Origin of the sequence: Andreprevotia sp. IGB-42, assembly GCF_009848685.1 — a bacterium.
GTDB lineage: Bacteria > Pseudomonadota > Gammaproteobacteria > Burkholderiales > Chitinibacteraceae > Andreprevotia.
Map to the genome: position 1 here is coordinate 14,410 of NZ_WXTX01000024.1, position 21,971 is coordinate 36,380.

Below are 21,971 nucleotides of genomic sequence, written 5' to 3' on the forward strand. Positions count from 1 at the left end.
GATTTACTTGGCAAGGTCGATACCGTACAGCGCCAGGCCCTTGCCGCTGCCGTCATCCGCCTGCAGCTGGGTGATATTGCCCAGGCCTGCAGCCTGGGCAAGTGCCAGCTGGCCGGCGGCGGAGTGGAATACCACCGCGCCTTGCGTGGTTACCTTGGTGAAGCGCCAGCTGCGATCCGAGCCATTGACCGCGCGTTGCACGTTCCTGATGGCCTTGATGTAGTCGATCAGCACATCGCGGTTGGCATCGGGCGAGGCAAAAATGGTCTTGCTGCCATCCAGGCCCGGGAAGTTGCCGCCACCGCTGGCGCGATAGTTGTTGGTGGCGATGATGAATTCCTGGCTGGCGGCGATTGGTGCACCCTTGTACATCAGGTTGACGATGCGGCTGCCGGCAGGCTTGGTCACGTCGATTTCGTAGCTGATGTCCTTGCTGGTGAACATGTCGAAGTTGTAGCCCGGGAAACTGCTGATCAGTTCCTGCTGCGCGGTCTTGGCCGGGTCGATCTGGTTGAAGCGCTTGGCGCCGGTTTCCAGCCAGTTCTTCACATCGTTGCCATTCACCTTCACCGCGTAGATGGTGTTCGGGTACAGGTAGAGGTCGGCAGCGTTGTTGATTGCCACGTTGCCGGCGGCTACATCGGTGAAATCGTTGCCACCACCGAAGCCGCTCTTGAACGGCGCGCTGACCGACAGTACCGGCAATGCTGCATATTGCGGCAGGTTGGCCTTCACGTAGGTAGCCACGTAGCCGGCCTGCGCCTGATTGACGATCTCGATCGCGCCCGGATCGCCCACATCGGCAAAGTAGCTGGTCATGCGGAAGTCGGTGCTGCCGATCGGTGTTTTCACATAGTTGATGGTGGCTGCATGTTCGGCGGCGATCAGTGCGCCGATGCTCGGGTCCACCGCCACATAGCTCTTGTCCGCGTTCTGGATCGAGCGTGCTTCAACCGTGGTCTTGGTCTTGTCCACCGCCCACTTGCCGTTGGTGAAGCTCAGGTTGAGGCCGATCACGCCCAGGTTCTTGCCCCAGTAGTTGGCCATCACCGTCGGCACGCCGTTCACGGTGCCCTTCACCTTGTCCACGCCTGGCAGATTGAACTGGGCGACGGTGCTGGTGGCATCGGGGAACAACTGGTGCGAGTGGCCGATCAGCATGGCATCCACACCCGCCACTGTAGACAGGTGATAGCTGCCGTTTTCCATCGTGGGCGAATAGGCCGAGTTATCGAGCCCGCCGTGCGAGATCACCACGATCAGGTCGGCACCCTTGGCGCGCATCTCGGGAATGAACTGCTCTGCAGCCTCTTTGGCGCCCACGGTGTAGACCTTGCCATCCAGCCAGCGTTTGTCCCAGGCCAGGATGGCAGGCGGGGCAAAGCCGATGATGCCGACCTTGACGGTGGCAGTGGTCTGCTTGCCGTCCGGCGTGGTGGCAGTGATGGTCTTGTCGATGATCGCGTACGGCTGGAACAGTGGCTGCTTGGTCTTGACACTGTAGACGTTGGCCAGCACTTGCGGGAACTTGGGGCCGGCGCAGGTTTTCTGGGCGGCAGGCTCGGGCAGGCCATCCACGTTGAAGCGGTTGGCGGTGACCTGCGCCAGGAAGGGCAGGCCGTAGTTGAATTCATGGTTACCGATGCCGCCACCTTCGAAACCGGCTGCGTTCATCGCCTTGTAGATAGCCAGCGTCTGGTCGCAGCCCAGCGGGCTGACCAGCGCCTGGTAGTCGGACAGGGCGGTGCCCTGGATGGTGTCGCCGTTATCGAGCAGCAGCGTGTTGGGGAAATCCTTGCGGGCCTGGCTGATCAGCGTGGCCACGCGCTCGAAACCGAAGGATTTGTCTTCGGCCAGCTTGAAGTAGTCGTAGCTCATCACATTGCTGTGCAGGTCGGTGGTTTCCAGCAGCGCCAGCCTGGCCGTGGTGCCGGCGGCGATCTGCGGCACGGTGGTTGGTGCCGGCGTGGGGGTGGCCGGCGTGCTGTCGCTGCTATTGCATGCGCCCAGCAGCGTACTTGCTGCGGTGGTGATCAGAATGATGCCCAGACTGCGTTGCATGGCTTGCTCCCTGAATTTGTGGGGGCGAGTCTGCACTTGGCACATGGCAGGAAATTAAAAAAAACGTGACAGCTTTTTGAAATTTATACACAGGAAATGTGACAAAACATTCTGTGCTGTATGTCATTGGGATAAGGGGCGATTGAAGTGCGGTAATGTGCTGCCTGCGGGCTTGCCCGGGCGTACCACCGGGCAGGCGATGCAAGCCATTGCGCTGCAGGTACCGATACCTCAAGCCTGTGGCCGTTTGAATATCCACATCCGGTTGGCGGTGCTGTCCGGCGCCTGTAGCAGCTCCCAGCCTTCGGCACCCAGCTTGTTCAGTTCAGTTGAAACGGCTTGTGCATAGGCGCTCAGCCGTTCTTTCTCCCGGCCGCCAAACGCGCGGGCGGCATTTTCAGCGGCTTCGTGGAAGTCGCTGCGGGTCAGGTATTCAAAACGTTGCATGGGGCCGGTCCGGTGTACGTGCCTTGGACCACGCAATGGCGCGCGGCTGCACGTCGACACAGGGTGCCTGCACAGTATGGACCCATAAGCCCGCTGCTGTTTGCACGGTGCGACCATTCATGAATTCAGATGCGCTGATGTGTAAATTTAAGTATTTGATTATTAATGGATTTGTTGAAATTTTACAACGGTTCGTGAACCGGCGCATTACAGCGGTACTCCTGCTTGCTGTGTGTGTTTATAGTCAGTCACGCGTAAATAACGCGCCTGCCCTTGCTGCATCTTCTGGATGCAGCGGCAGATCACAACAGGACGGAGACAAATCGATGCGAAGCAAGCAATGGATGTTGCTGGCGCCGTTGGCCATGGTGGCCACGGTGGCAGTTGCGGCCCCGGCATGGGTCAGTACCACCGCCTATACCGGCGGCACCACGGTGACCTATGCCGGCCAGGATTGGCGGGCCAAATGGTGGACACAGGGCGATGTGCCCGGTGCAGCCCAATGGGGGCCATGGGAAGTGGTGGCCGGCACCACACCTACCCCCACCGTTACCCTGACCCCCACACCGAACGTAACGCTGACTCCCACGCCACGCGTGACGCCCACACCGACACCCGGCGTGACGTTCTGGCAGGCCAGCCAGGCGTATACCGCCGGGCAGGTGGTTTGCTATGGCAGCTCGCGCTTCGAAGCCAAGTGGTGGGTGCAAGGCGAAGTACCTGATCCGACCAATACCTGGGGGCCGTGGAAAGTGATTTCGCCGTGCGAAATCCTGCCTACGCCGCCGGTTACCGCCACGCCGAAACCCACCGCGACGCCGACCCCATCGCCCACACCATCACCGACCCCGCCAGTGACCGGCATACCCAACCCGCTGCCAACAGGCAGCCCGATTGCGATCAACTGGACGCTGGCGGCCACGGGCACCAACTCGGCCAATGTGTCGTGGAGTGTCGATAGCGCGCAACTGGCAGGCGTTGCACCGGCCAACTGGCATGTGGTTTTTGCCGGCGTCATTCCGGTGCTGGACAGCACATCGATCTGGGTAGGCGACGACTTCATCAACAACAAGGCTACCTACGGTGGTAGCGGCAGCATTGCCGGCAAGATGATCGTGGCCAACCTGGCGTACAAGTTGCTGGTTTGCAATGCCGCATATACCAAGTGCGTGGAAAGCATTTCGGTACAGTCGTTTACTGGGCAGGTGCCGGTAACCCCGACCCCCAAACCGGTTACACCAACACCGCTGCCAGCGCAGACCCTCAGCGCAGTGAAAGTGGAAACCTGGCGCAATGGTGCAACCGGCGCGTACTCGATGGTGCATGACGACTATTGCTCGTACCTGAGCGATACGCAGATCCAGACTGCAGAGCCGGCTCTGGCACAGCGCGGGCTGGTGGCTGCATTTGCCGCCATCACCTCGCAGTGCGATGCAGCGCGCTGGGCATCGGCACGCACCTTCATTGCCCATGGTCATGAAATTGCCAGCCATAGCCGCAACCATTACGACAGCAGCGCAGCCAACTGGGTGAACAGCGTGGAAATCGCCCAGTCGCAACAGGATATTGCCACCAACCTCAGCGGTTATCAGGCCACGTACTTCGTGTGGCCTTCCGATACCGCGACCGATGCCGCGCTCGCTTACCTGCGTGCGCAGCCGGGTTACCTGGGCGGGCGTGCAGGCAACCGCGATCTGGGGGGCGGCAATATCGAGTACGGCCATGCTGCCGGCGTGAACGGTGCGCAGTTTGCCGATCCGTACGCAGTGCTATGGGATGTGTTCACCAATGCCGGCGAGTATTCGATCTACCCACCGGGCACTGGCGACATCCTCAACCTGCACGTGGATGCAGCCATTGCACAGGGCGGCTGGGCTACGCGCACCATGCATGGCGTGGGCACGCTACCGTGGGAACCGGTGCCGGTCGATCGGTATCTGGCGCATCTGGACTACGTGAAGAGCAAGGTGGATGCCGGCCTGCTGTGGGTGGGCACGCCATCCGACGTGATCCGCTACCGCTTTGCCCGCAACTACTGCGCACCGGTGATGTGGGCCAACGCACGCGGGATGGATTTCCCGGTGAGTGATCCGCTGTGCGTGAAGTATGCAACACCGATCACCCTGGACCTGACTGCCACCGGCACCTCGTTGCCGCTGTTGCAGGGCGGGACCAAGGTCATCAATGCGCAGCCGCTGGGTAATGGCCACTTCCGCGCCACGGTGCTGCCGACCGATGGTTCGCTCACCATCTTGCCGCCGCCACCGCAATAAGCTGCCTTTGCATTAAAAGGCGGGTGAAACGACGAGGGGTGCCGATAGAGTCGGCGCCCCTTTTTTTGATCGGCTGCGGGTTCATTTAATTGATGGCCATCTGGCGCCATCGAATGATTCCTGCACGACAGGATGGCTGGTACGACGCCCGGCCAGCAATGGCTGTCCGATCCCGGCGTGTCACAGCGCAGCCGCCGCTGGTCATGGTGACCTTAGGGTTTGCTGGTCGCTATTTCCCGGCCGTTTGCCGGTCAGCCTCCACTGCCAGCAAACGGGCCTTCAGGCGTGGTGTGGCAAAGTCCAGAAACGCGCGCAACTTGAGCGGCAGCATGCGCTGCCCGGCATGAACAAGGCTGACAGGCAGTGGCGCAGATTCGAATGCCTGCAGCACGATTCCGAGCGCACCGCCATGCAGCGCGTTCGCCATCTGGTACGACAGCACGCGGGTAAGCCCGATACCGGCAACCGCTGCATCGATTGCGGCTTCCGCGGTGCTGACGGCAAGCCGCGAACGGATGGGCACCACGATAGCGGATTTGCCGGGCATGAAGTGCCAGACCTGCCTGGCGGTCACCTGTTCGTGGGTAATGCACGCATGCGTGGCGAGTTCTGCCGGGTGCAGCGGTGTGCCGTGTTCAGCCAGATAGCCTGGGCTGGCGCATACCACCCGCCGTACTGTGCCAATACGGGCTGCAACGAAATTGCTGTCGGCCAGTTCGGCAATCCGCACTGCGACGTCAACGCGGTCTTCCAGCAGATGCACCACGCGGTCGGTCAGCAGCATCCGCACGTCGATACCCGGATAAGTTTTGAGGAAGTCCGCCACGACCGGCAACACGTGCAGCCGCCCGAAAACCACCGGTGCGGTGAGCACCAGCTCGCCTTTCGGTACCGCATATTCGCCGGTTGCGGCACGCTCTGCTTCGCCCACTTCCTCGAGTATGCGCCGGCAGGCGGCAACATAGGCCTGGCCAGCTTCGGTGAGCAAAAGTCGCCGGGTGGAGCGATGCAGCAAGCGCGTTTCCAGATGCGATTCCAGTTCCGCTACCTTGCGGCTTACCGTCGCAAGCGGAATCTTGAGCTGGCGCGCCGCAGCGGAAAAACTGCCAGCGTCGACCACCGCCACCAGGATGGTCATGGCTTCGAAGCGATCAGGCATATTCTCATATTCCGGGAAGATGATTCCTGATCATGCCGGATTATCTTGTCGGCGAGCAGGAAATACCATGGCCTGTACCCGAAAAAACGGGGCGCAGCGCCAATTGGTGTTGCGCACGCCCCAGACTGGAGAACGCCATGATCACGCTGTCGAGCACCCATTCGCAGCCGCTGCAAAACGCGGCTTCAATCCGCAATCTGCCCGTCAACCTGTTTGCATCGGTGATGGGTCTAGCCGGGCTGGCCATTGCATGGCGCCAGGCCAGCCACCAGTTCGGCGCCAGTATGCTGGTAGCGGAAGTCATCGGCATGCTCGCCCTGAGCGTCTTCCTGGTGCTGGGCGTTGGCTATCTGGTCAAGGCCATCCGCTATCCGGGAGTGGTCGTTGCCGAGTACCGGCATCCTGTCACCGGCAATTTTTTCGGCACCATCACCATCGCCATGCTGCTGCTGTCATCAGTGCTTGCCCCATTGAGCCAGCCGCTTGCCGAAGCCGTGTGGACAGTGGGAGCCGTGGCGACGATCACGTTCTGTTTCATGATTGCCACCCGCTTGCTGCAGGGAAGGATAGATGCCGCGCATGCGGTTCCCGCTTGGTTCATTCCCGGGGTGGCTACGCTGGATATCGCCGTTGCCGGCAGCGGCATGAGCATGCCGTGGGCGCACGAAGTCAACCTGTTCGCGCTGGCGGTGGGGATGATGCTTGCGCTGCTGTTCTTTACCATGATCATGTCCCGGCTCATCCATCACGAGCCGATGCCCGCCGGCATGGCCCCTTCGCTGTTGATCCTGGTAGCGCCATTCGCGGTCGGTTTTCTGGCGTACGGCAACGTGATGCAGCGGGTCGATACCTTTTCTGGCCTGTTGTTCTACTCCGGCCTTTTCCTGTTCCTCACACTGGCGCCCAGGGTTTTCTGCAAGGGCATACCGTTCGCCAGCAGCTGGTGGGCCATCAGCTTTCCGCTGGCAGCGCTGACGAGTGCGGCGCTGAAATACGCGATGTTCGTACAGGTCTGGCCGGTGACGGGCATCGCGATCATCCTGCTTGCGTTGCTGAACGTGGTGATTGTGGTGCTGGTTGCCAGAACGCTGCATATTCTCTTCAACGGTGAAATGCTTGCCGGTTGAAACGGCATGTTGTCACCCGCAGCTTGCTGCGGCCGTGTATGCATTGGGCCGATGCCGTGTAGCAATGGCCAGTAAACATCGACATGGCGGACGGGAGGAAAGGTGGAGCGCGAGATGGTCAGCAATCAAGGTTTGGGTTTGTTGCCTGCTGCAACCGACAATACACCCGCTTCCGCCTTGCCGGATGTGCTGGCGGACGGTCTGGCGGTGGTGTTTTGCGGCATCAACCCCGGTCTGAAAGCAGCAGCCACCGGCCACCATTTTGCCGGTAACGGCAACCGTTTCTGGCGGGCGCTGCATCTGGCCGGCTTTACGCCCACGCTGCTGCGTGCCGAAAACGATGCCGACCTGCTCGCCCATGGCTGTGGTCTGACCACCGCAGTTGCCCGGCCAACGCAGCGGGCCGATCAACTTTCACTGCAGGAATTCCGTGACGCACGCTCGTTGCTGTTGCAGAAAATCGAACGGCATCGCCCCGGCTGGATTGCCTTCCTGGGCAAGGCCGCATACGCGGCCATATCAGGCCAGCGGCAGGTGCAATGGGGGTGCCAGAGCGTGCTGTTCGGGGGCGCAAACGTGTGGGTATTGCCCAACCCCAGCGGCCTGAATCGCGCGTTCAGCCTGGATGATCTTGCCGCCGCCTACAAAGCGCTGTTGCTGGCGATGCATTGATGCCTGCGGGGTATCAGCTCAGCAAGCCACCCACCACATTGATCGACAGGCCAAGGAACACCAGGTTGAACACGAAGGCGAGCACCGATTGCGCCAGCACCAGCCGCCGGGCGCGCATGGTGCCCACGGCAATGTCCGCCGTTTGCGCGGCCACCGCGATGGTGAACGAGAAGTAGAGGAAATCCCAGTACACCGGCTCGCTGGTCTGATCGGGAAAGCGCAGCGGGTGGTGCTTGCCATGGCTGCCGTAGAACAGGTGCGCGTAGTGGATGGCAAATGCGGTGGGCAGCAGGATCCACGCGCCGATCAGCGTGATCGCGGTCAGCGCAAAACCGAAAACCTGGGCATTGCCGGCCATATGCCGGGCACTGCCCAGCTCCAGCAGGATGGCCAGCAGGCTCATCGCCGCAGCAAAGCTCACCAGCGTGAGCATGGTGCCGGCGCTTTCGTCCTGCAGGTCTGCTACTTGCCGGATGCGCGCCGGGTCGGCCCGCAGCATCAGCCACCACTGCACGATCAGGTAAGCCCATGCGGCGATATTCCAGCTGCACAGGCCGCGCGTCAGGCCGCTGATGCCGGAAGGCAACAGCCAGTAGGCCAGCGTGCCCAGCCCCATGGCCAGCACGAGGCGTGGCCGTGTCACGAAAAGGTGTCTGAAATTGAACATCGTTGCTTGCCCGGTGGAAATAGCGTGCGCTGCCGCTTATGGTTTGCCGCGCTCTTTGCGGCTCAGGTGCCTGATGATGAGCCAGGCCGAACCGGCCGCGCCAGCTACCACGGTAGCAGCCAGCAGCAACGTGGCGAAGAAGGAAAAAGCCAGTGAATGATCAGCCATGGGCGCCCGGCAGCAAAGCATGCAATGGCGCAACCCTAACCGGGCTGCGTGCCGGTGCGCAGATTGTTTTGTACAACAGCTGTGCCGGCAATAGCCCGCGTGCTGCATCGGCCTGCGGGCGATGCTTCAGGCAGCAGCCTGGTAGATGCGCTCCAGCAGCTCGCCCGGATCGCCATTGAGCACCTTGCGCAGCTCGATCCGCACATCATGCTGCGGCAAGCCCAGTGTGGCCAGCGTATCCAGTACTTCTTCGAATTGCGCACGCAGCGGCGGGGTGCCATTGCCGCGCCGGTCGCTGAAGCAGGCGGCCAGCGTATGGCCGCAGCTGCAGAGGCGGCGGGTTTCCACCATGCCGGGCTGCGGTTCGGCGGCGGGGCCGGGCAGGGCGCCGGTTTCTTTCAGGTAATGGCTGAAGGTGGTATAGCCGTGCCCGCAGTGCGGACAGTGGCGCGGAAAGGCCAGCAAGTGGGTAGGGGCGGGGTCCGTGGTCATGTTGCTACTCCTGAACGGCGTCTGATGACCGTTCTGTTACCACTATAGCGCCGTGTTTTATGCATTTCGAATGAAGTTGCCCAGCGTGGTTGCCAGCGCGCTGCGATGATCGATACCGCCGAACACATGATCCGCTTTGGCTATCGGGTGCCACAGTGCCGCGGGTATCGCATCGGCCACGCGCTTGCCCTCGTGCATGGGTACGGTGCTGTCCGCTTCGCCCTGGATCACCTGCACCGGCATGGGCAGCCTGGCGAGGCCGGCCAAGGGATCCAGCGCGGCGGTTTCCGCCAGCAAGGCCTGGCTCACTTCCAGACCAAACCAGTCGATATTGCCGTTGTCCAGCTTGCGCGCGATGGACCAGATGCCGGTGAGGATGCCATGCAGGTTGGCCGCTGGCGCAATCAGCTGCAGCGATGCCACGTCGGCATCGCGCGCTACCTGCCCCGCAACGAGGCCGCCCATCGAGAACCCGGCCAGATGCCAGCGCAAGCCGGGATGGCGGGCGCGCAGTGTTTGCAGCAGCCAGTGCGTTTGCGCCACCTGGCCAGCCACGGTGACATCGGTGAAGTGCCCGCTGCTCTCGCCGCAGCCCAGAAAATCGAAGCGGAATACCGCAATGCCCTGCGCGGCCAGTTGCCGTGCCACATCCACGAACAGATAGGTGAATTCGCCACGGTTGCCGGTAAAGCCGTGCAACAGCAGCACTGCATCGCTTGCCGTATCCGGCACATGCGTGGTGCCCACCAGTGTTGCGTTGCCGTCATCGAGGTAAAGCGTGGAAACCGTCATGTGCACTCGCAGGTAAGGTGGATCAGCGCTGGGGGCGCCGTGCCAGCAGCGTATCGAGCTGGCGGGCAAAGCGTTGTTTGTCCGCGGCGGACAGCGCGGCCGGGCCGCCGGTCTGGATGCCGCTGGCGCGCATGGTTTCCATGAAATCACGCATGGTCAGCCGCTCGCGGATATTTTCGGTGCCGAGTATTTCACCCCGGCTGTCGAGCACGTGTGCGCCCTTGGCAATGACGTCGGAAGCCAGCGGGATATCGCCGGTGATCACCAGATCGCCCGCTTGGGCACGCGCGGCGATCTCGTTGTCCGCCACGTCAAAGCCTTGCGGCACCTGCAGCGCGCGCAACCATGGCGATGCCGGTACGCTGAGCAACTGGTTGGCAACGAAGATGGTTTCCACCTGCGCGCGCTCGGCCGCGCGGAACAGGATTTCGCGGATCACCTTGGGGCAGGCGTCGGCATCCACCCAGATACGCATTGCTCAGTGCGCCGCCTTGAGGATAGCCACATAGCGTGCGATGGTGGCTTCAAAACCGTACTGCAGCGCTTCCACCGTCAGCGCATGGCCGATGGACACTTCCAGGATATCGGGGATCACCAGGAAATCACCCAGGTTATCCAGGTTGAGGTCGTGCCCGGCATTGATGCCCAGCCCGGCCTGAGTTGCGGCGGCGGCGGCCTCGGCAAAGCGCGCAAACTCGAAAGTGAAATCGCCCAGTTCATGCTGGTGCGCAAACGATTCGGTATACAGCTCTACCCGGTCGCAACCGGTGGCGGGCGCCAGCGCGATCTGTTCGGCATCGGGGTCGACGAACAGGCTGACGCGGATGCCGGCGGCTTTCAGCTCCGCCACGATGGGGGCAAGCTTGTGCAGGTCACGCTCGATATGCCAGCCATGATCCGAGGTCAACTGGCCCGGTTCATCCGGCACCAGCGTGCACTGCTGCGGCTTTGCGGCCAGCACCACGTCCAGGAAGGTGCGGTCCGGGTAGCCTTCCACGTTCAGCTCGCTGCCCGGATAGGCATCGACCACGGCCTTGAGTGCGGCCACATCGGCATAACGCGCGTGGCGCTGATCGGGCCGTGGATGGATGGTCACGCCATGTGCGCCCGCTTTCAGCGCCAGGTGTGCAAAATGGACCACGCTGGGAAAATCGCGCCCGCGCGAATTGCGGATCAGGGCGATCTTGTTCAGGTTGACGGAAAGTTGGGTGGGCATGGAATGGGCGCCGTTTTCAATTGCAGTCAGGCAAAGCGCTATTGTCGCTGCCTTCGCCCGTGCGTGCCATAGACATTTTCAGCCTGACCGGGGGCAGGGCGCGATACATCGGCAAGCATGATGGCGATGGCCACCAATGCCGGTGCGCTTTCAAAAAACAATGCCCCGCAGCGCGGGGCATTGTCATCATGCAAGTGCAGATCAGACAGCCAGTGCGCTGAAGATCTCGTTCTTGATCGCGTCCACGTCGCCCACGCCGTTCACCTTCACGTACTTCGGCGCCTTGGCGTCGCCTGATGCAGCCAGCTTGCCGTAGTAGCTCACCAGCACTTCGGTTTGCTCGTGGTAAACCGACAGGCGCTTGAGGACGGTTTCTTCACGGTCGTCATCACGCTGGATCAGGTCTTCACCGGTTTCGTCGTCCTTGCCTTCCACCTTGGGCGGGTTGAACTTCACATGGTAGGTACGGCCCGAAGCCACATGCACGCGGCGGCCGGCCATGCGCTCGACGATGGACGAATCGGGGACATCAATCTCGACCACGTAGTCGATTTCCACGCCGGCATCGCGCATGGCATCAGCCTGCACGGTGGTACGCGGAAAGCCGTCGAACAGGAAGCCGTTGGCAGCGTCCGGCTGCGCAATGCGCTCTTTCACGAGGCCGATGATGATGTCGTCGCGCACCAGGCCGCCGGCATCCATGATCGCCTTGGCTTCCAGGCCCAGCGGGGTACCAGCCTTGACGGCGGCACGCAGCATGTCGCCGGTGGAGATTTGCGGGATGCCGAACTTTTCCTTGATGAAGTTGGCCTGGGTGCCTTTGCCGGCACCGGGTGCGCCAAGAAGGATCAATCTCATCGCTGTTTCCCTGTTTTACGTTGGTTTATGGATTCTGTTGACCGAACACCGCGCGCACGCGCGCCAGGTCTTCGGGGGTATCTACACCGGCTGCCGGGGCATGCGCGGCGATATGCACGCCGATGGCGTAACCATGCCAGAGCACGCGCAGTTGCTCCAGCGCTTCGATCTGTTCCAGTTGCGAGGCCGCAAGATCGCGGTAGGTACGCAAAAAGCCGGCGCGGTAAGCATAAATGCCGATGTGCCGGAGCGCGCCAAGTTGTTCAGGCAGGTGTTGCGTGCTGGCGACGCTCTGTAGCGCAGCGCCGGTATCGGGCCGGGCGAATGCATCCCGTGCCCATGGTATCGGTGCGCGGCTGAAGTACAGCGCCCGCGAGCGCGCATCCAGCACCACCTTAACCACATTGGGGTTGAAGAAATCGGCGGCATCGTGGATGGGATGGGCGGCGGTGGCCATCGGCAGGTTGGCATCTGCGGCCAGTTGCGCGGCAACGGCATCGATCAGCGCCGGGTCGATCAGCGGCTCGTCGCCCTGCACGTTCACGATGATGGCTTCGTCGGGCAGGCCCAGCAGATCGACTGCTTCGGCCAGCCGGTCGGTGCCCGAGCTGTGGTCGATGCGCGTCATCAGCGCGCGATGGCCGGCAGCGGCAACGGCCGCTTCGATGCGTGCATCGTCACACGCGGCGTAGACTGCGCTGGCACGGGACTTCTGCGCCTGCTGCAGCACGCGCACCACCATGGGTGCGCCGCCGATATCGGCCAGCGGCTTGTCGGGCAGGCGGGTGGATTGCATCCGCGACGGGATGAGGACGGTAAACGGCGTCGCCATGGCTGCGTTGATCAGGACGGCACGTCTTCGGTGGGGTCGAGCTCGCGCGCTTCGCCCTCCAGCATCACCGGAATGCCATCCTTGATGGCAAACGCCAGCCGATCACCACGGCAGATCAGCTCCTGGCGGGGCTTGTCATACACCAGCGGGCCTTTGCAGACCGGGCAGACCAGAATTTCGAGCAATTTAGCGTCCATCTTCAAGCTTCTCTATCAGCCATGCAGCAAGATCGGGTTGCAACACGGCGGTAACGGGCAGGACCCAGATTCTAGCACCGGCAGCGCCCAAATCCGGCAATGCGGCGAGTTTCACCGCGTCTTTCTCGGTGATCAGCAGCGTGCCGGCCGGCAAATCGGCCACGCTGAACGCGTGATGATCGGCAAACGGCCGCTCGGCAAACTGCAGTTGCAGCCCGCGCAGCGTGGCAAAAAACCGCTGCGGGTTGCCGATGCCACATAGCGCGGTCAGTGGCTCGCCGGCAAAGTCGGCAGCACTGCGCGTGTACACAGCAGCATCCAGCCGGTAAAACGCGCCGGCCTGCAGCGCCATGCGGAACGGCGCCGGATGGCCGGGCATGTCGCCCGCACCGTTGAGCACCACCGCATCCACCGTTGCCAGCCGTGATACCGGCTCGCGCAGCGGCCCGGCCGGCAAGCGTTTGCCGTTGCCGAAGCCGCGCGCGCCATCCACCACGCAGATTTCGATATCGCGGGCCAGTGCGTAGTGCTGCAGGCCGTCGTCGCACAGCAGCACATTCACGTCCGTATGGGCGGCCAGCAAGGCCTGGCCGGCGGCTGCGCGGCTGCGGCACACGAACACCGGCGCATGCGTGCTGCGGGCCAGCAGCAGTGGTTCGTCACCCACCAAGGCGGGATTGCTCTCCGCATGCACCGGCGTGGGCTGCTGCGCATTGCCGCCATAGCCGCGCGAAATGATGCCGGGTGTATAGCCCGCTTCGCGCAGGCCGAGTACCAGCGCTGCAGTCAGCGGTGTTTTGCCGGTGCCACCGGCGGTGAGGTTGCCCACCACGATCACCGGCACCGGCAGGCGCACCGCCTGCTTGAGGCCGCGCGCAAACAGCCACGCCCGCAGGCCGGCCACCAAGCCGAACAGCCAGCCCAGCGGGGCCAGCAGCACGGACAGGGGATGGGCAGGGCTGTACCAGCTGCGTTCAATCAATCGCATGGCGCCTCAACAGGTTCAAGCAGGGGGCAAAAACGGCAGCGACGAAAAACGGGGCCGTGGCCCCGTTCTGGCAGATCGACAAGCACAAGGCAATGCCTTACTTGCTGTTGGTCTGCGTGGCAAAGGTGAGCTTGCCGTAGCCCGCCAGCCTTGCCGCTTCCATCACGTTGACCACGCTCTGGTGGCTGGCCTGGCCGTCCGCATTGATGACAATCATCGGGTCCGGGTTATTGCCGGCTGCCTTGCGCAGCTCCAGTGCAAACTCCTCCGGCGAGCTGAACGTCAGCAGCTGTTCGTTCAGGCTGTACTGGCCGTTGGCCGATACGGTGATCTGCACCGTTTGCGGCGTTTCCGCAGCTTTTTCGGCGTCTGCCGTCGGCAGGTTGATCTTGAGCTCGGCAAACTTCGAATACGTGGTGGTAGCCATCACGAAAATCAGGATCACCAGCATCACGTCGATCAGCGGGATGAAGTTGATTTCCGGTTCTTCCCGGGGGCGGCGTTGGCGGAATTTCATGCGTGCGCGCTCAGTGACGGTCGCCGTGGACAACTTCCACGAGCTTCACCGCTTGTTGTTCCATCTCGACGATGAAACCGTCGACCTTGCTGCGGAAGTAGCGGTAGAACAGCAGTGCCGGCACGGCAACGATGATGCCGAACGCGGTGTTGTACAGCGCCACCGAGATACCGTGTGCCAGCAAGGCCGGGTTGTTGCCGCTGGTGGGGCTTTGCGCGCCGAAGATCTCGATCATGCCGATCACGGTGCCGAACAGGCCCAGCAGCGGGGTAACGGTAGCCAGTGTGCCCAGCGCCGGCAGGTAGCGTTCCAGGTCATGGGCGACGGCGCCGCCGATTTCCTCGATCGATTCCTTCATGATTTCGCGGCTGCTCTTCACGTTCTTCAGGCCGGCGGCCAGCACACGGCCCAGCGGGCTGGTGGCGGACAGCTTGGAGAGCATTTCCGGGGTAACGCCATTGCTGCGGTATTCCTGCACCGCACGGGCCAGCAGGCCCTCTGGCAGCACCAGGCTTTTGCGCAGCGTGAGCAGGCGTTCGATGATGATGGTCACAGCCGTGACGGAAGCGGCGATAATCAGCCAGATCGGCCAGCCGGCGGCTTCGATGATTCCGAGCATGGTGCGTGTGTCCTTGGTGAGACTTTGAAAACCGCGTAACTGTAGCCGGATTGCGCAATGCGGGAAAGGCCCACCGTGCATGCATGCCCGCCAGACTGATGGACGTCAAGACTTGACATCGGCAACTACAACACCCCGGCAAGGGTCAGCCGCAGACCGACATCGGCGTGAACCCGCGTGCTTGCTGCATTTACCGCCTTTACCCACAACATCTGTGGATAACTTTGTGGGAAACCGCCAGAAACAGCCAATAAACCCTTGATGAATCTAGGCCCGGCCCAGATTGACCCATTTTTGATCTTTTTGTTAAATTCAATAAAAACAATAACTTGCAGAGGCTACTTGCACTACAGGTTTCAAATTTACCGGCCAGCCCAGCAGGGGCGCCATTTTGTGGATTAAAGAGCTGAATCTTACGATGTTTGATCCGTTGTCAAGTCCTACAAATCGTTCCGTCACCGTGAGCGAGCTCAACCGTCAGGTCCGCGATATTCTCGAAGGATCGTTTCCCATCCTGTGGGTGGCGGGGGAGATTTCCAACTTCAAGCGCTATGACTCGGGCCACTGTTATTTCAGCCTGAAAGATAGCGGCGCGCAGGTGCGCTGTGTGATGTTCCGCAACCGCGCCGCCTTGCTGGACTTCCAGCCGCGCGAGGGCGCGCAGGTGGAAGTACGCGCGGTGGTATCGCTGTATGAGGCGCGTGGCGATTTCCAGCTCACCATCGAAGCCATGCGCCCGGCTGGCCTGGGTGCCTTGTTCGAGGCTTTCGAGAAGCTCAAGAAGAAGCTTGCCGCAGAAGGTTTGTTCGAAGCGGCCAGGAAAAGGCCGATTCCCGCCTTCCCGCGCGCCATCGGCATCGTCACTTCGCTGAAGGCCGCCGCATTGCGTGATGTATTGACCACCTTGCAGCGGCGGATGCCGGCATTGCCGGTGGTGCTCTACCCGTGCGCGGTGCAGGGCGCCGCCGCCGCCAACGAGATCGCTGCCGCAATCGCTGCCGCGTCCGAGCGGCGCGAGGTGGATGTGTTGCTGGTGTGCCGTGGCGGCGGCAGCATCGAAGACCTGTGGTCATTCAATGAAGAAGTGGTGGCGCGTGCCATCGCCGCCTGCACGGTGCCGGTGGTGTCCGGCGTGGGCCATGAAACGGACGTGACGATTGCCGATTTCGTGGCCGACATGCGCGCTGCCACGCCCACGGCGGCGGCCGAGCTGGTCAGCCCCAACCGGCAGGAGCTGCAACTGCGCGTCGATCACCTGCAGGGGCGGTTGGCGCGTGCACTGCGGCGCGAGCTGCAAACGCGCATGCAACGGCTGGATGGCCTGCAGCGCCGCTTGCGCCACCCCGGTGAAACGCTGCAGCGCCGGCGCGAGCAACTGCAACAGGCGCGCGAGCGCATGCGCCGTGCACTGCGCAGCCGGCTGGATGCACGCGGGCAGCAACTGGCCAGGCTGGGCCTGCGGCTGGCACACAATGCGCCGGATCTGCCGCAGAAACGGCAGCGGCTGGCGCGGCAGGCCGAGCGCCTGGCGGCAGCCAGCCAGGCCATTGCCGCGCGGCGCACGCAGGCGCTGGCCCTGCTGGGCGCGCGTTTGGCCGCACTCAACCCCAGCGCGGTGCTGTCGCGCGGTTACGCGCTGGTGGAGCGCAAGGACGGCCATGTGGTGCAGGCTGCCGCGCAGCTCAACCCCGGCGATGCCATCACCGTGCGCTTTGCCGATGACGCCATCAACGCGCAGGTCACCGGCACACCGCACGACATACAGCAGAAGCTGTTCTAGCGCCTGCTGACGCGCGTTTCACGGGTTGCGTTCGGGACAGTTCGGGATGGGGCGCAAGGTGCGAAGCGCCGCTGTATGAGTGCCGCAAGCGGTTTGCAACACAGCGCGCCGCCCGAAATGCCCGAGCCGGCAGGGCTGGCCGCGAGCGTGAAACGCATGTTCACAAACCCTTTCAGATTCAGCGGGCTGTGGGCGGTGGATCAGCTACGCCAAGCTGTGACAGCCCCGCTGCTACTGCTGCCGTTCCGTTGTAGCCTCCGGCAAGGGCAGGGCGCTTTGTATCGGCTTGCCAACCGCTGCTTACTGCATAAGCGGGCTTCATCGCTCAATTTGCCGCTATTCTTACGGTATGTGCACCGTTCGTCGCCGATCGTGCCGCTGTACATTTAAGTGTTTGACGCAAAACGGGCTTCTCTCGGTAAATCACGTTCGGGCATGCCAGATGGTTTGCCCGCCAAAAATATTATATCTGGAGGAGTACCCATGAAATCGTTCCCTCACGGGCACGGCAAGCTGGCGCTCGCGCTGCTTCCGGCCACCCTGGCTGCATCATTCGCCTTGTTCGCACCCTCCGCGCTGGCAGCTTCCTACCCTGCATGGCAGGCAGATGTGTATTACACCGCCGGCACCATCGTTTACTACAACGGCCACGACTACAAAGCACTGGTCAACCAGACCGACTACGCCAGTACCGGCTGGAACCCAAGCAATGCGGCGCTGTGGACGGACTTGGGCCTGGATGGCGGCGCCACTACGCCCACCCCCACACCGACCAGCAAGCCCACGGTAACGCCCACCCCGGGCGGCACCACGCCAACGCCCACCACCAAGCCTGTCACCCCCACGCCGGTTGTCGGTGGCTGCAGCGCCGCCGCGTGGAGCAGCACTGCCACTTATAACGGTGGCGCGCAGGTGAGCTACAACGGCCACACCTATACCGCCAAGTGGTGGAGCAGCGGTGATATCCCGTCCAGCAGCACCGGCGACGGCAAGCCGTGGACCGACAACGGCGTATGCGGCCCCACGCCAACGCCAGGCCCGGTAACGCCCACACCGATCGTCACCGTCACCCCCACTACCAAGCCGGTTACACCCACGCCAATCATCACCGCCACGCCCACGCCGGTGGTTACCAGCACGCCGATCCCGACCGGCCCGGCGCTGGGCTTCATCTACAGCCCGTACAAGGACGTAACCGTCAGCACCGACTGGAACACCGATACCATGCGCAGCACCGTGGCCACCGGCAAGGCGCAGGTCATCACCGTCGATATGCCCGCCAAAGTCACCACGCTGACCTGGGCCTTCGTCACCGGCGAGTGCGGCTCCACTTCGCCATCGCCGATCGGCGAAAACCTCGCCGGCATGCTGCCGGCCACCTTTGCCGCCGCCAACGTGCCGCTGTTTACCGGCTCGGGCAAGAAATACATCGTCTCGACCGGTGGGGCTGCTGGCTCGTTCACCTGCGCGAGCGATGCGGGCTTTGCCAAATTCGTGAACAACTATTACTCGGCCAATATGGTGGGTATCGACTTCGATATCGAAGCCGGTCAGAGCCAGGCGCAGGTGAACGAGCTGGTGCAACGTGTGATTACCGCGCAGAAGACCTGGCCGAACCTGCGCTACAGCTTCACGCTGGCCACGCTGGCGCAAAGCAAGGCGGGCTCTGCCGTTGCGGTGGACCTGGGCGCTGCATCGCCCAATCCGCTGGGTGATGCCGGCATCACGGTGATGAACGCCATCAAGGCGTATGGCCTGAAAAACTACACCATCAACCTGATGACCATGGATTACGGCAACCCGCCGAGCATCAATCTGTGCGTGGTCAGCGGTGGCCAGTGCCAGATGGGCCAGTCCGCCATCCAGGCAGCGATGAACCTGCACAACTACTACGGGCTGCCGTATAGCCAGATCGAAGTCACACCGATGATCCTGGCCAACGACGTGGCGGGCGAAAACTTCTCGCTCTCCGATGCCGACCTGGTAGCGGCGTGGGTGAAGGCCAACGGCCTGGCGGGCCTGCATCACTGGTCGTACGACCGTGACCAGAGCGGTGCCGCATTCTCGGTGCGGTTTGCCAATGGGCTGGGGCTGTAAGCGCAGCAGTTCAAGCAGCGCATGTAGTGGAAAACCGGCCTGTTCAAGGCCGGTTTTTCTTTGCCATGATGAAGGCCTGCGCATGCTGAGCGCGTCAGAACCTGTTTCGGTTCTGGCGAGCTAAGGTCAGACAAGGCGGAAATCGGCGAAAAAGCGGAGTGTACGCAAGGTACATGAGCATTTTGAGCCGATTTTCCGACACAGTATGGCCGTGCGCAGCCGATCCGAGACTGGTTCCAATCACCATTGCTGGTTGCCATGACACCCTCCCGTTCCTGGGCCATTGCGGCCATCCGTACCATCGAAGCGGATTTCAACCGCTCTGCCGATACGCACCTGATCCCGCTCGATCTGCCGGCATTTCCCGGCATCGATGTCTATCTGAAAGATGAATCGAGCCATCCCACCGGCAGCCTCAAGCACCGGCTGGCGCGCTCCTTGTTCCTGTACGCACTGGCCAATGGCTGGCTGCACGCGCGCAGCACGGTGATCGAAGCGTCCAGCGGCTCCACCGCCATATCGGAAGCCTATTTCGCCCGCCTGCTGGGCCTGCCCTTCATCGCGGTGATGCCGGCCACCGTCAGCCCCGACAAGATTGCCGCCATCGAGTTTTATGGCGGCGGCTGCCACCTGGTGCAGGACCCCACCACGATCTACAGCGAATCGGAACGCCTGGCGCGCGCTACCCGCGGCCATTTCATGGATCAGTTCACCTATGCCGAGCGCGCCACTGACTGGCGTGCCAACAACAATATTGCTGAATCCATTTTCAAGCAGATGGAGCTGGAGCAATACCCGCAGCCAGCATGGATCGTCGCCTCCGCCGGCACCGGCGGCACCACAGCTACGCTGGGCCGCTATGTGCGCTATCGCCGCCATGGCACGCGCATCGCCTGTGTAGACCCGGAAAACTCGGTGTTCTTCGATTTTTATGCCGCGGTTGCCAATGGCGCACTGCCGCAGGATGTACGCGGCCATTTCAACCTCGATTGTGGCTCGCGCATCGAGGGCATCGGCCGGCCGAGGGTGGAGGCATCGTTCCTGCCCAGCGTGATCGATACCATGTTCAAGGTGCCCGATGCATTATCGATTGGCGCCATGCGCTGGCTGGCCAGCAAGCTCGGCCGCCGCGTGGGCGGCTCTACCGGCTCCAACCTGGTCGGCGTGCTGGCGCTTGCACATGCGATGCACACCGCTGGTGAGCAAGGCAGTATCGTCACTCTGCTGTGCGATAGCGGGGATCGCTATGGGCATTCGTATTACAACGATGCATGGCTGGCAGAACGGGGGCTGGATGTGGCGACGGCACAGGCGCAGATTGCGGCGTGTGCGGAGAGTGGTGCCGCGTTGCCACGGTCTGTGCAGCATGCCCCGCAATCGTAATAAGCTGCGGCTTTTACTGGCAGCGGGATGATGGAATGAATCTGAGATACCGGATTTTTGCCGCCTGCCGGCGGCTGGGGCTGATGCGAAGTGGCCCCCATTGCCCACCGCATATCGAGCGGGCGTTGCTCGATGTTCTGTACTACACATTGCTGTTTATCCGGCATTGCGAGAATCTCAGGGTGGCACAGGTTGCCGCCAGCCATGTGCATAATATTCCGGACCTGATCAGCAATTACTCGGTAGAGAAACTTGCATTGCGCTACAGCGACAGGAACCATCTGATCCGGGTTGCTGGAGAGGAGCGTTACGAGATTGATATGGTCCTAAATGCGTGGAACGATACTGGCATAATGATCGAAGCGGAAATTGGCCGGTTGCACCGGAGTTTATAGTATTTGCCGATAAAGGGCTTTCTTGACTTAATACTGGTTTTTGAAGTTTTAGTGGATTGTCCTGTTTGCGAAATGCCAGGTTTGGGGATTTAGCGCCGGTGGATGGGTAAAGTGGTGTATCGCTTGAGTTTATGCCTTTTGCATCTCAATAACATATTTTTATGAGATTTAATGAAGTTGAATAATAAGTTAGGTGATCAACAATATGGGTTGCTCGGATATTCTTGTGTTTCTCGTCCACGGTGCACTCAAGATCATCCCGATGCGCCGCTTATGTATGCTATTGGCTATGCATTGGATTCAAGTGCGGGGTTGGATTTTTATTTGAGGGCTATCTTCCCACCCTATCCTGAAAACTCCCCGGGTGGAGGTGATCCAGGCTGGCTTTGGTACTATGATAAAACTGCCGGGGTCTCTGGTTTGGTTACTGTTGAAATTGATGATGTAGTTGCACCACCAAGTGGCATGTGGAATGAGTACTCGAATGAAAAAATCAGGTATGAGATTCGTGCAGCATTGAATAACTTGGTAGTGCGCAGTCCTGAGAGGTTAAAGGAGGTTGGAGTTGTAATAGATCAATTTGATTTGTTTAAAGTGATGGCTTTTGAAGGGTTGGTGCCTATTGCTGATTGGGATGGGGGTTTGCCATGCGGTGAAATCATTAATTCATGATGATTCGAAGGGCGGAGATTGATGTGGGTGTGGTCAAATTTTATGTTTCAGGTTTCAATTCAGCCCATTAAGTGGATGCCACGATGCCATATCGCGTCTATGCCTGATGTTGGGGGCCATCCCTGATTGGCTTCATTCGCTGGCGTAATAAGGGAATGCGTTTCCACACATGGTATTGTGCTGCCTGCGTGTGGCAAGGGGCTGACCAGCGCCACGGCCACACGCGTTAGGCCGGATCAGCCGCTAAACACCGTATCCTTGCAAATCAGCTTTTCACCAGCCTTGAAAGCGATCACGTTGGTGCCGCCGGGTTGCACCAGCCAGATGGTTTCACCCGCACTGCCCGCTTGTGCGGTGTAGCTGCGTTTCTTGCCCGGCTGTGCATAGCCGAATACCTGGCTGACCGGCTTGCCATTGACGGTGCAGGTGGTGACCAGGTCTCCGCCTTCCGGGCTTGCGGCGACGAAGCGCAAGGTGCGGGCTGCGGATGCAGCTTGTCGCACATCGACCACGCGCTGGATGCCGTTGCCCGCGTTGGCCGTGGGAATTAGGGGACAGA

Annotated in this window: 23 protein-coding genes; 8 read left to right on the forward strand and 15 right to left on the reverse strand. The window is 61.5% G+C overall.

The genetic code is table 11. The features are described from left to right. Window positions 1–3 precede the first annotated feature (3 nt). Both IGB42_RS21110 and IGB42_RS21115 read right to left on the reverse strand, forming a co-directional pair. Window positions 4–2,061 carry a bifunctional 2',3'-cyclic-nucleotide 2'-phosphodiesterase/3'-nucleotidase gene (locus IGB42_RS21110; protein ID WP_159675467.1) on the reverse strand — a complete coding sequence of 686 codons (2,058 nt, stop codon included), beginning with the start codon at window positions 2,059–2,061 and terminating at the stop codon, window positions 4–6. Window positions 2,062–2,292: 231 nt separating this feature from the next. Further along, window positions 2,293–2,508 (reverse strand): hypothetical protein, encoded by a 216-nt coding sequence (locus tag IGB42_RS21115; RefSeq protein WP_159675469.1) that lies wholly within the window; start codon window positions 2,506–2,508, stop codon window positions 2,293–2,295. A 326-nt stretch (window positions 2,509–2,834) separates the two neighbouring features. Here IGB42_RS21115 and IGB42_RS21120 point away from each other — a divergent pair, with 326 nt between their 5' ends. Continuing rightward, complete coding sequence (locus IGB42_RS21120) at window positions 2,835–4,781, forward strand: carbohydrate-binding protein (RefSeq protein WP_159675471.1); 1,947 nt, start codon at window positions 2,835–2,837, stop codon at window positions 4,779–4,781. A 229-nt stretch (window positions 4,782–5,010) separates the two neighbouring features. Here the strand turns inward: IGB42_RS21120 and IGB42_RS21125 are convergent, their stop codons facing one another. After that, the gene (locus IGB42_RS21125; protein ID WP_201800045.1) at window positions 5,011–5,940 is read right to left on the reverse strand and encodes a LysR family transcriptional regulator; all 930 of its coding nucleotides are present in this window, start codon (window positions 5,938–5,940) and stop codon (window positions 5,011–5,013) included. A 137-nt stretch (window positions 5,941–6,077) separates the two neighbouring features. On the opposite strand from IGB42_RS21125, the gene IGB42_RS21130 reads away from it, so the two are divergent. Both IGB42_RS21130 and mug read left to right on the forward strand, forming a co-directional pair. After that, window positions 6,078–7,067 carry an SLAC1 anion channel family protein gene (locus tag IGB42_RS21130; protein ID WP_159675473.1) on the forward strand — a complete coding sequence of 330 codons (990 nt, stop codon included), beginning with the start codon at window positions 6,078–6,080 and terminating at the stop codon, window positions 7,065–7,067. A 114-nt stretch (window positions 7,068–7,181) separates the two neighbouring features. Continuing rightward, window positions 7,182–7,739, forward strand: a complete 558-nt coding sequence (gene mug, locus IGB42_RS21135; RefSeq protein ID WP_159675475.1) for a G/U mismatch-specific DNA glycosylase — start codon at window positions 7,182–7,184, stop codon at window positions 7,737–7,739. Window positions 7,740–7,752: 13 nt separating this feature from the next. Here the strand turns inward: mug and IGB42_RS21140 are convergent, their stop codons facing one another. The 11 genes from IGB42_RS21140 to IGB42_RS21190 all read right to left on the reverse strand — a co-directional run bounded on the left by IGB42_RS21140 (window position 7,753) and on the right by IGB42_RS21190 (window position 15,085). Continuing rightward, window positions 7,753–8,406: a DUF1345 domain-containing protein gene (locus IGB42_RS21140; protein ID WP_159675477.1), complete on the reverse strand. Its 654-nt coding sequence runs from the start codon at window positions 8,404–8,406 to the stop codon at window positions 7,753–7,755. A gap of 294 nt (window positions 8,407–8,700) precedes the next feature. Continuing rightward, on the reverse strand, window positions 8,701–9,066 hold the full coding sequence (locus IGB42_RS21145) for a hypothetical protein (RefSeq protein WP_159675479.1): 366 nt from the start codon (window positions 9,064–9,066) through the stop codon (window positions 8,701–8,703). A 57-nt stretch (window positions 9,067–9,123) separates the two neighbouring features. Beyond that, window positions 9,124–9,858 carry an alpha/beta hydrolase gene (locus IGB42_RS21150; RefSeq protein WP_159675481.1) on the reverse strand — a complete coding sequence of 245 codons (735 nt, stop codon included), beginning with the start codon at window positions 9,856–9,858 and terminating at the stop codon, window positions 9,124–9,126. 22 nt (window positions 9,859–9,880) lie between these two features. Further along, window positions 9,881–10,333: a YaiI/YqxD family protein gene (locus IGB42_RS21155; RefSeq protein WP_159675483.1), complete on the reverse strand. Its 453-nt coding sequence runs from the start codon at window positions 10,331–10,333 to the stop codon at window positions 9,881–9,883. A 3-nt stretch (window positions 10,334–10,336) separates the two neighbouring features. Beyond that, a complete protein-coding gene (locus IGB42_RS21160) occupies window positions 10,337–11,074 on the reverse strand; it encodes a pyridoxine 5'-phosphate synthase (RefSeq protein ID WP_159675485.1) in 738 nt (245 codons plus the stop codon). 201 nt (window positions 11,075–11,275) lie between these two features. Next, window positions 11,276–11,932, reverse strand: coding sequence for an adenylate kinase (adk, locus tag IGB42_RS21165; RefSeq protein ID WP_159675487.1), 657 nt, complete (start codon window positions 11,930–11,932; stop codon window positions 11,276–11,278). 25 nt (window positions 11,933–11,957) lie between these two features. Next, window positions 11,958–12,764 carry a 3-deoxy-manno-octulosonate cytidylyltransferase gene (gene kdsB / locus IGB42_RS21170; protein ID WP_159675488.1) on the reverse strand — a complete coding sequence of 269 codons (807 nt, stop codon included), beginning with the start codon at window positions 12,762–12,764 and terminating at the stop codon, window positions 11,958–11,960. An 11-nt stretch (window positions 12,765–12,775) separates the two neighbouring features. Continuing rightward, window positions 12,776–12,961 carry a Trm112 family protein gene (locus tag IGB42_RS21175; protein WP_159675490.1) on the reverse strand — a complete coding sequence of 62 codons (186 nt, stop codon included), beginning with the start codon at window positions 12,959–12,961 and terminating at the stop codon, window positions 12,776–12,778. Further along, entirely contained in the window at window positions 12,951–13,949 is a 999-nt protein-coding gene (lpxK, locus tag IGB42_RS21180; protein ID WP_159675492.1) for a tetraacyldisaccharide 4'-kinase, read from the reverse strand. The genes IGB42_RS21175 and lpxK overlap by 11 nt, the downstream gene beginning before the upstream one ends. Before the next feature lie 97 nt (window positions 13,950–14,046). Then, entirely contained in the window at window positions 14,047–14,466 is a 420-nt protein-coding gene (locus IGB42_RS21185; RefSeq protein ID WP_159675494.1) for a biopolymer transporter ExbD, read from the reverse strand. A gap of 10 nt (window positions 14,467–14,476) precedes the next feature. Beyond that, on the reverse strand, window positions 14,477–15,085 hold the full coding sequence (locus tag IGB42_RS21190; protein ID WP_159675496.1) for a MotA/TolQ/ExbB proton channel family protein: 609 nt from the start codon (window positions 15,083–15,085) through the stop codon (window positions 14,477–14,479). Window positions 15,086–15,545: 460 nt separating this feature from the next. Between IGB42_RS21190 and xseA the strand changes: the two genes are divergently transcribed. The 5 genes from xseA to IGB42_RS21215 all read left to right on the forward strand — a co-directional run bounded on the left by xseA (window position 15,546) and on the right by IGB42_RS21215 (window position 21,412). After that, window positions 15,546–16,865, forward strand: coding sequence for an exodeoxyribonuclease VII large subunit (gene xseA / locus IGB42_RS21195; RefSeq protein ID WP_236822686.1), 1,320 nt, complete (start codon window positions 15,546–15,548; stop codon window positions 16,863–16,865). 483 nt (window positions 16,866–17,348) lie between these two features. Continuing rightward, window positions 17,349–18,962, forward strand: a complete 1,614-nt coding sequence (locus IGB42_RS22595; RefSeq protein ID WP_159675500.1) for a carbohydrate-binding protein — start codon at window positions 17,349–17,351, stop codon at window positions 18,960–18,962. 258 nt (window positions 18,963–19,220) lie between these two features. Continuing rightward, window positions 19,221–20,345: a PLP-dependent cysteine synthase family protein gene (locus IGB42_RS21205; RefSeq protein ID WP_159675502.1), complete on the forward strand. Its 1,125-nt coding sequence runs from the start codon at window positions 19,221–19,223 to the stop codon at window positions 20,343–20,345. A gap of 35 nt (window positions 20,346–20,380) precedes the next feature. Further along, window positions 20,381–20,740, forward strand: a complete 360-nt coding sequence (locus tag IGB42_RS21210) for a hypothetical protein (protein ID WP_159675503.1) — start codon at window positions 20,381–20,383, stop codon at window positions 20,738–20,740. Window positions 20,741–20,911: 171 nt separating this feature from the next. Then, window positions 20,912–21,412, forward strand: a complete 501-nt coding sequence (locus IGB42_RS21215) for a hypothetical protein (protein WP_159675518.1) — start codon at window positions 20,912–20,914, stop codon at window positions 21,410–21,412. 236 nt (window positions 21,413–21,648) lie between these two features. Here IGB42_RS21215 and IGB42_RS21220 read toward each other — a convergent pair. Continuing rightward, window positions 21,649–21,971 (reverse strand): hypothetical protein (locus IGB42_RS21220; RefSeq protein WP_159675520.1); only part of this gene is annotated, 323 nt, incomplete at its 5' end.

Coding starts and splice junctions, on each gene's coding strand:
- IGB42_RS21185 (WP_159675494.1), bottom strand. CDS start 14,466: ATGAAATTCCGCCAACGCCGCCCCCGGGAAGAACCGGAAATCAACTTC.
- IGB42_RS21210 (WP_159675503.1), top strand. CDS start 20,381: ATGAATCTGAGATACCGGATTTTTGCCGCCTGCCGGCGGCTGGGGCTG.
- IGB42_RS21145 (WP_159675479.1), bottom strand. CDS start 9,066: ATGACCACGGACCCCGCCCCTACCCACTTGCTGGCCTTTCCGCGCCAC.
- IGB42_RS21215 (WP_159675518.1), top strand. CDS start 20,912: ATGAAGTTGAATAATAAGTTAGGTGATCAACAATATGGGTTGCTCGGA.
- IGB42_RS21175 (WP_159675490.1), bottom strand. CDS start 12,961: ATGGACGCTAAATTGCTCGAAATTCTGGTCTGCCCGGTCTGCAAAGGC.
- IGB42_RS21115 (WP_159675469.1), bottom strand. CDS start 2,508: ATGCAACGTTTTGAATACCTGACCCGCAGCGACTTCCACGAAGCCGCT.
- IGB42_RS21140 (WP_159675477.1), bottom strand. CDS start 8,406: ATGTTCAATTTCAGACACCTTTTCGTGACACGGCCACGCCTCGTGCTG.
- IGB42_RS21120 (WP_159675471.1), top strand. CDS start 2,835: ATGCGAAGCAAGCAATGGATGTTGCTGGCGCCGTTGGCCATGGTGGCC.
- IGB42_RS21110 (WP_159675467.1), bottom strand. CDS start 2,061: ATGCAACGCAGTCTGGGCATCATTCTGATCACCACCGCAGCAAGTACG.
- IGB42_RS21205 (WP_159675502.1), top strand. CDS start 19,221: ATGACACCCTCCCGTTCCTGGGCCATTGCGGCCATCCGTACCATCGAA.
- IGB42_RS21125 (WP_201800045.1), bottom strand. CDS start 5,940: ATGCCTGATCGCTTCGAAGCCATGACCATCCTGGTGGCGGTGGTCGAC.
- adk (WP_159675487.1), bottom strand. CDS start 11,932: ATGAGATTGATCCTTCTTGGCGCACCCGGTGCCGGCAAAGGCACCCAG.
- IGB42_RS21155 (WP_159675483.1), bottom strand. CDS start 10,333: ATGCGTATCTGGGTGGATGCCGACGCCTGCCCCAAGGTGATCCGCGAA.
- IGB42_RS21160 (WP_159675485.1), bottom strand. CDS start 11,074: ATGCCCACCCAACTTTCCGTCAACCTGAACAAGATCGCCCTGATCCGC.
- kdsB (WP_159675488.1), bottom strand. CDS start 12,764: ATGGCGACGCCGTTTACCGTCCTCATCCCGTCGCGGATGCAATCCACC.
- mug (WP_159675475.1), top strand. CDS start 7,182: ATGGTCAGCAATCAAGGTTTGGGTTTGTTGCCTGCTGCAACCGACAAT.
- lpxK (WP_159675492.1), bottom strand. CDS start 13,949: ATGCGATTGATTGAACGCAGCTGGTACAGCCCTGCCCATCCCCTGTCC.
- IGB42_RS22595 (WP_159675500.1), top strand. CDS start 17,349: ATGAAATCGTTCCCTCACGGGCACGGCAAGCTGGCGCTCGCGCTGCTT.
- IGB42_RS21130 (WP_159675473.1), top strand. CDS start 6,078: ATGATCACGCTGTCGAGCACCCATTCGCAGCCGCTGCAAAACGCGGCT.
- IGB42_RS21150 (WP_159675481.1), bottom strand. CDS start 9,858: ATGACGGTTTCCACGCTTTACCTCGATGACGGCAACGCAACACTGGTG.
- IGB42_RS21190 (WP_159675496.1), bottom strand. CDS start 15,085: ATGCTCGGAATCATCGAAGCCGCCGGCTGGCCGATCTGGCTGATTATC.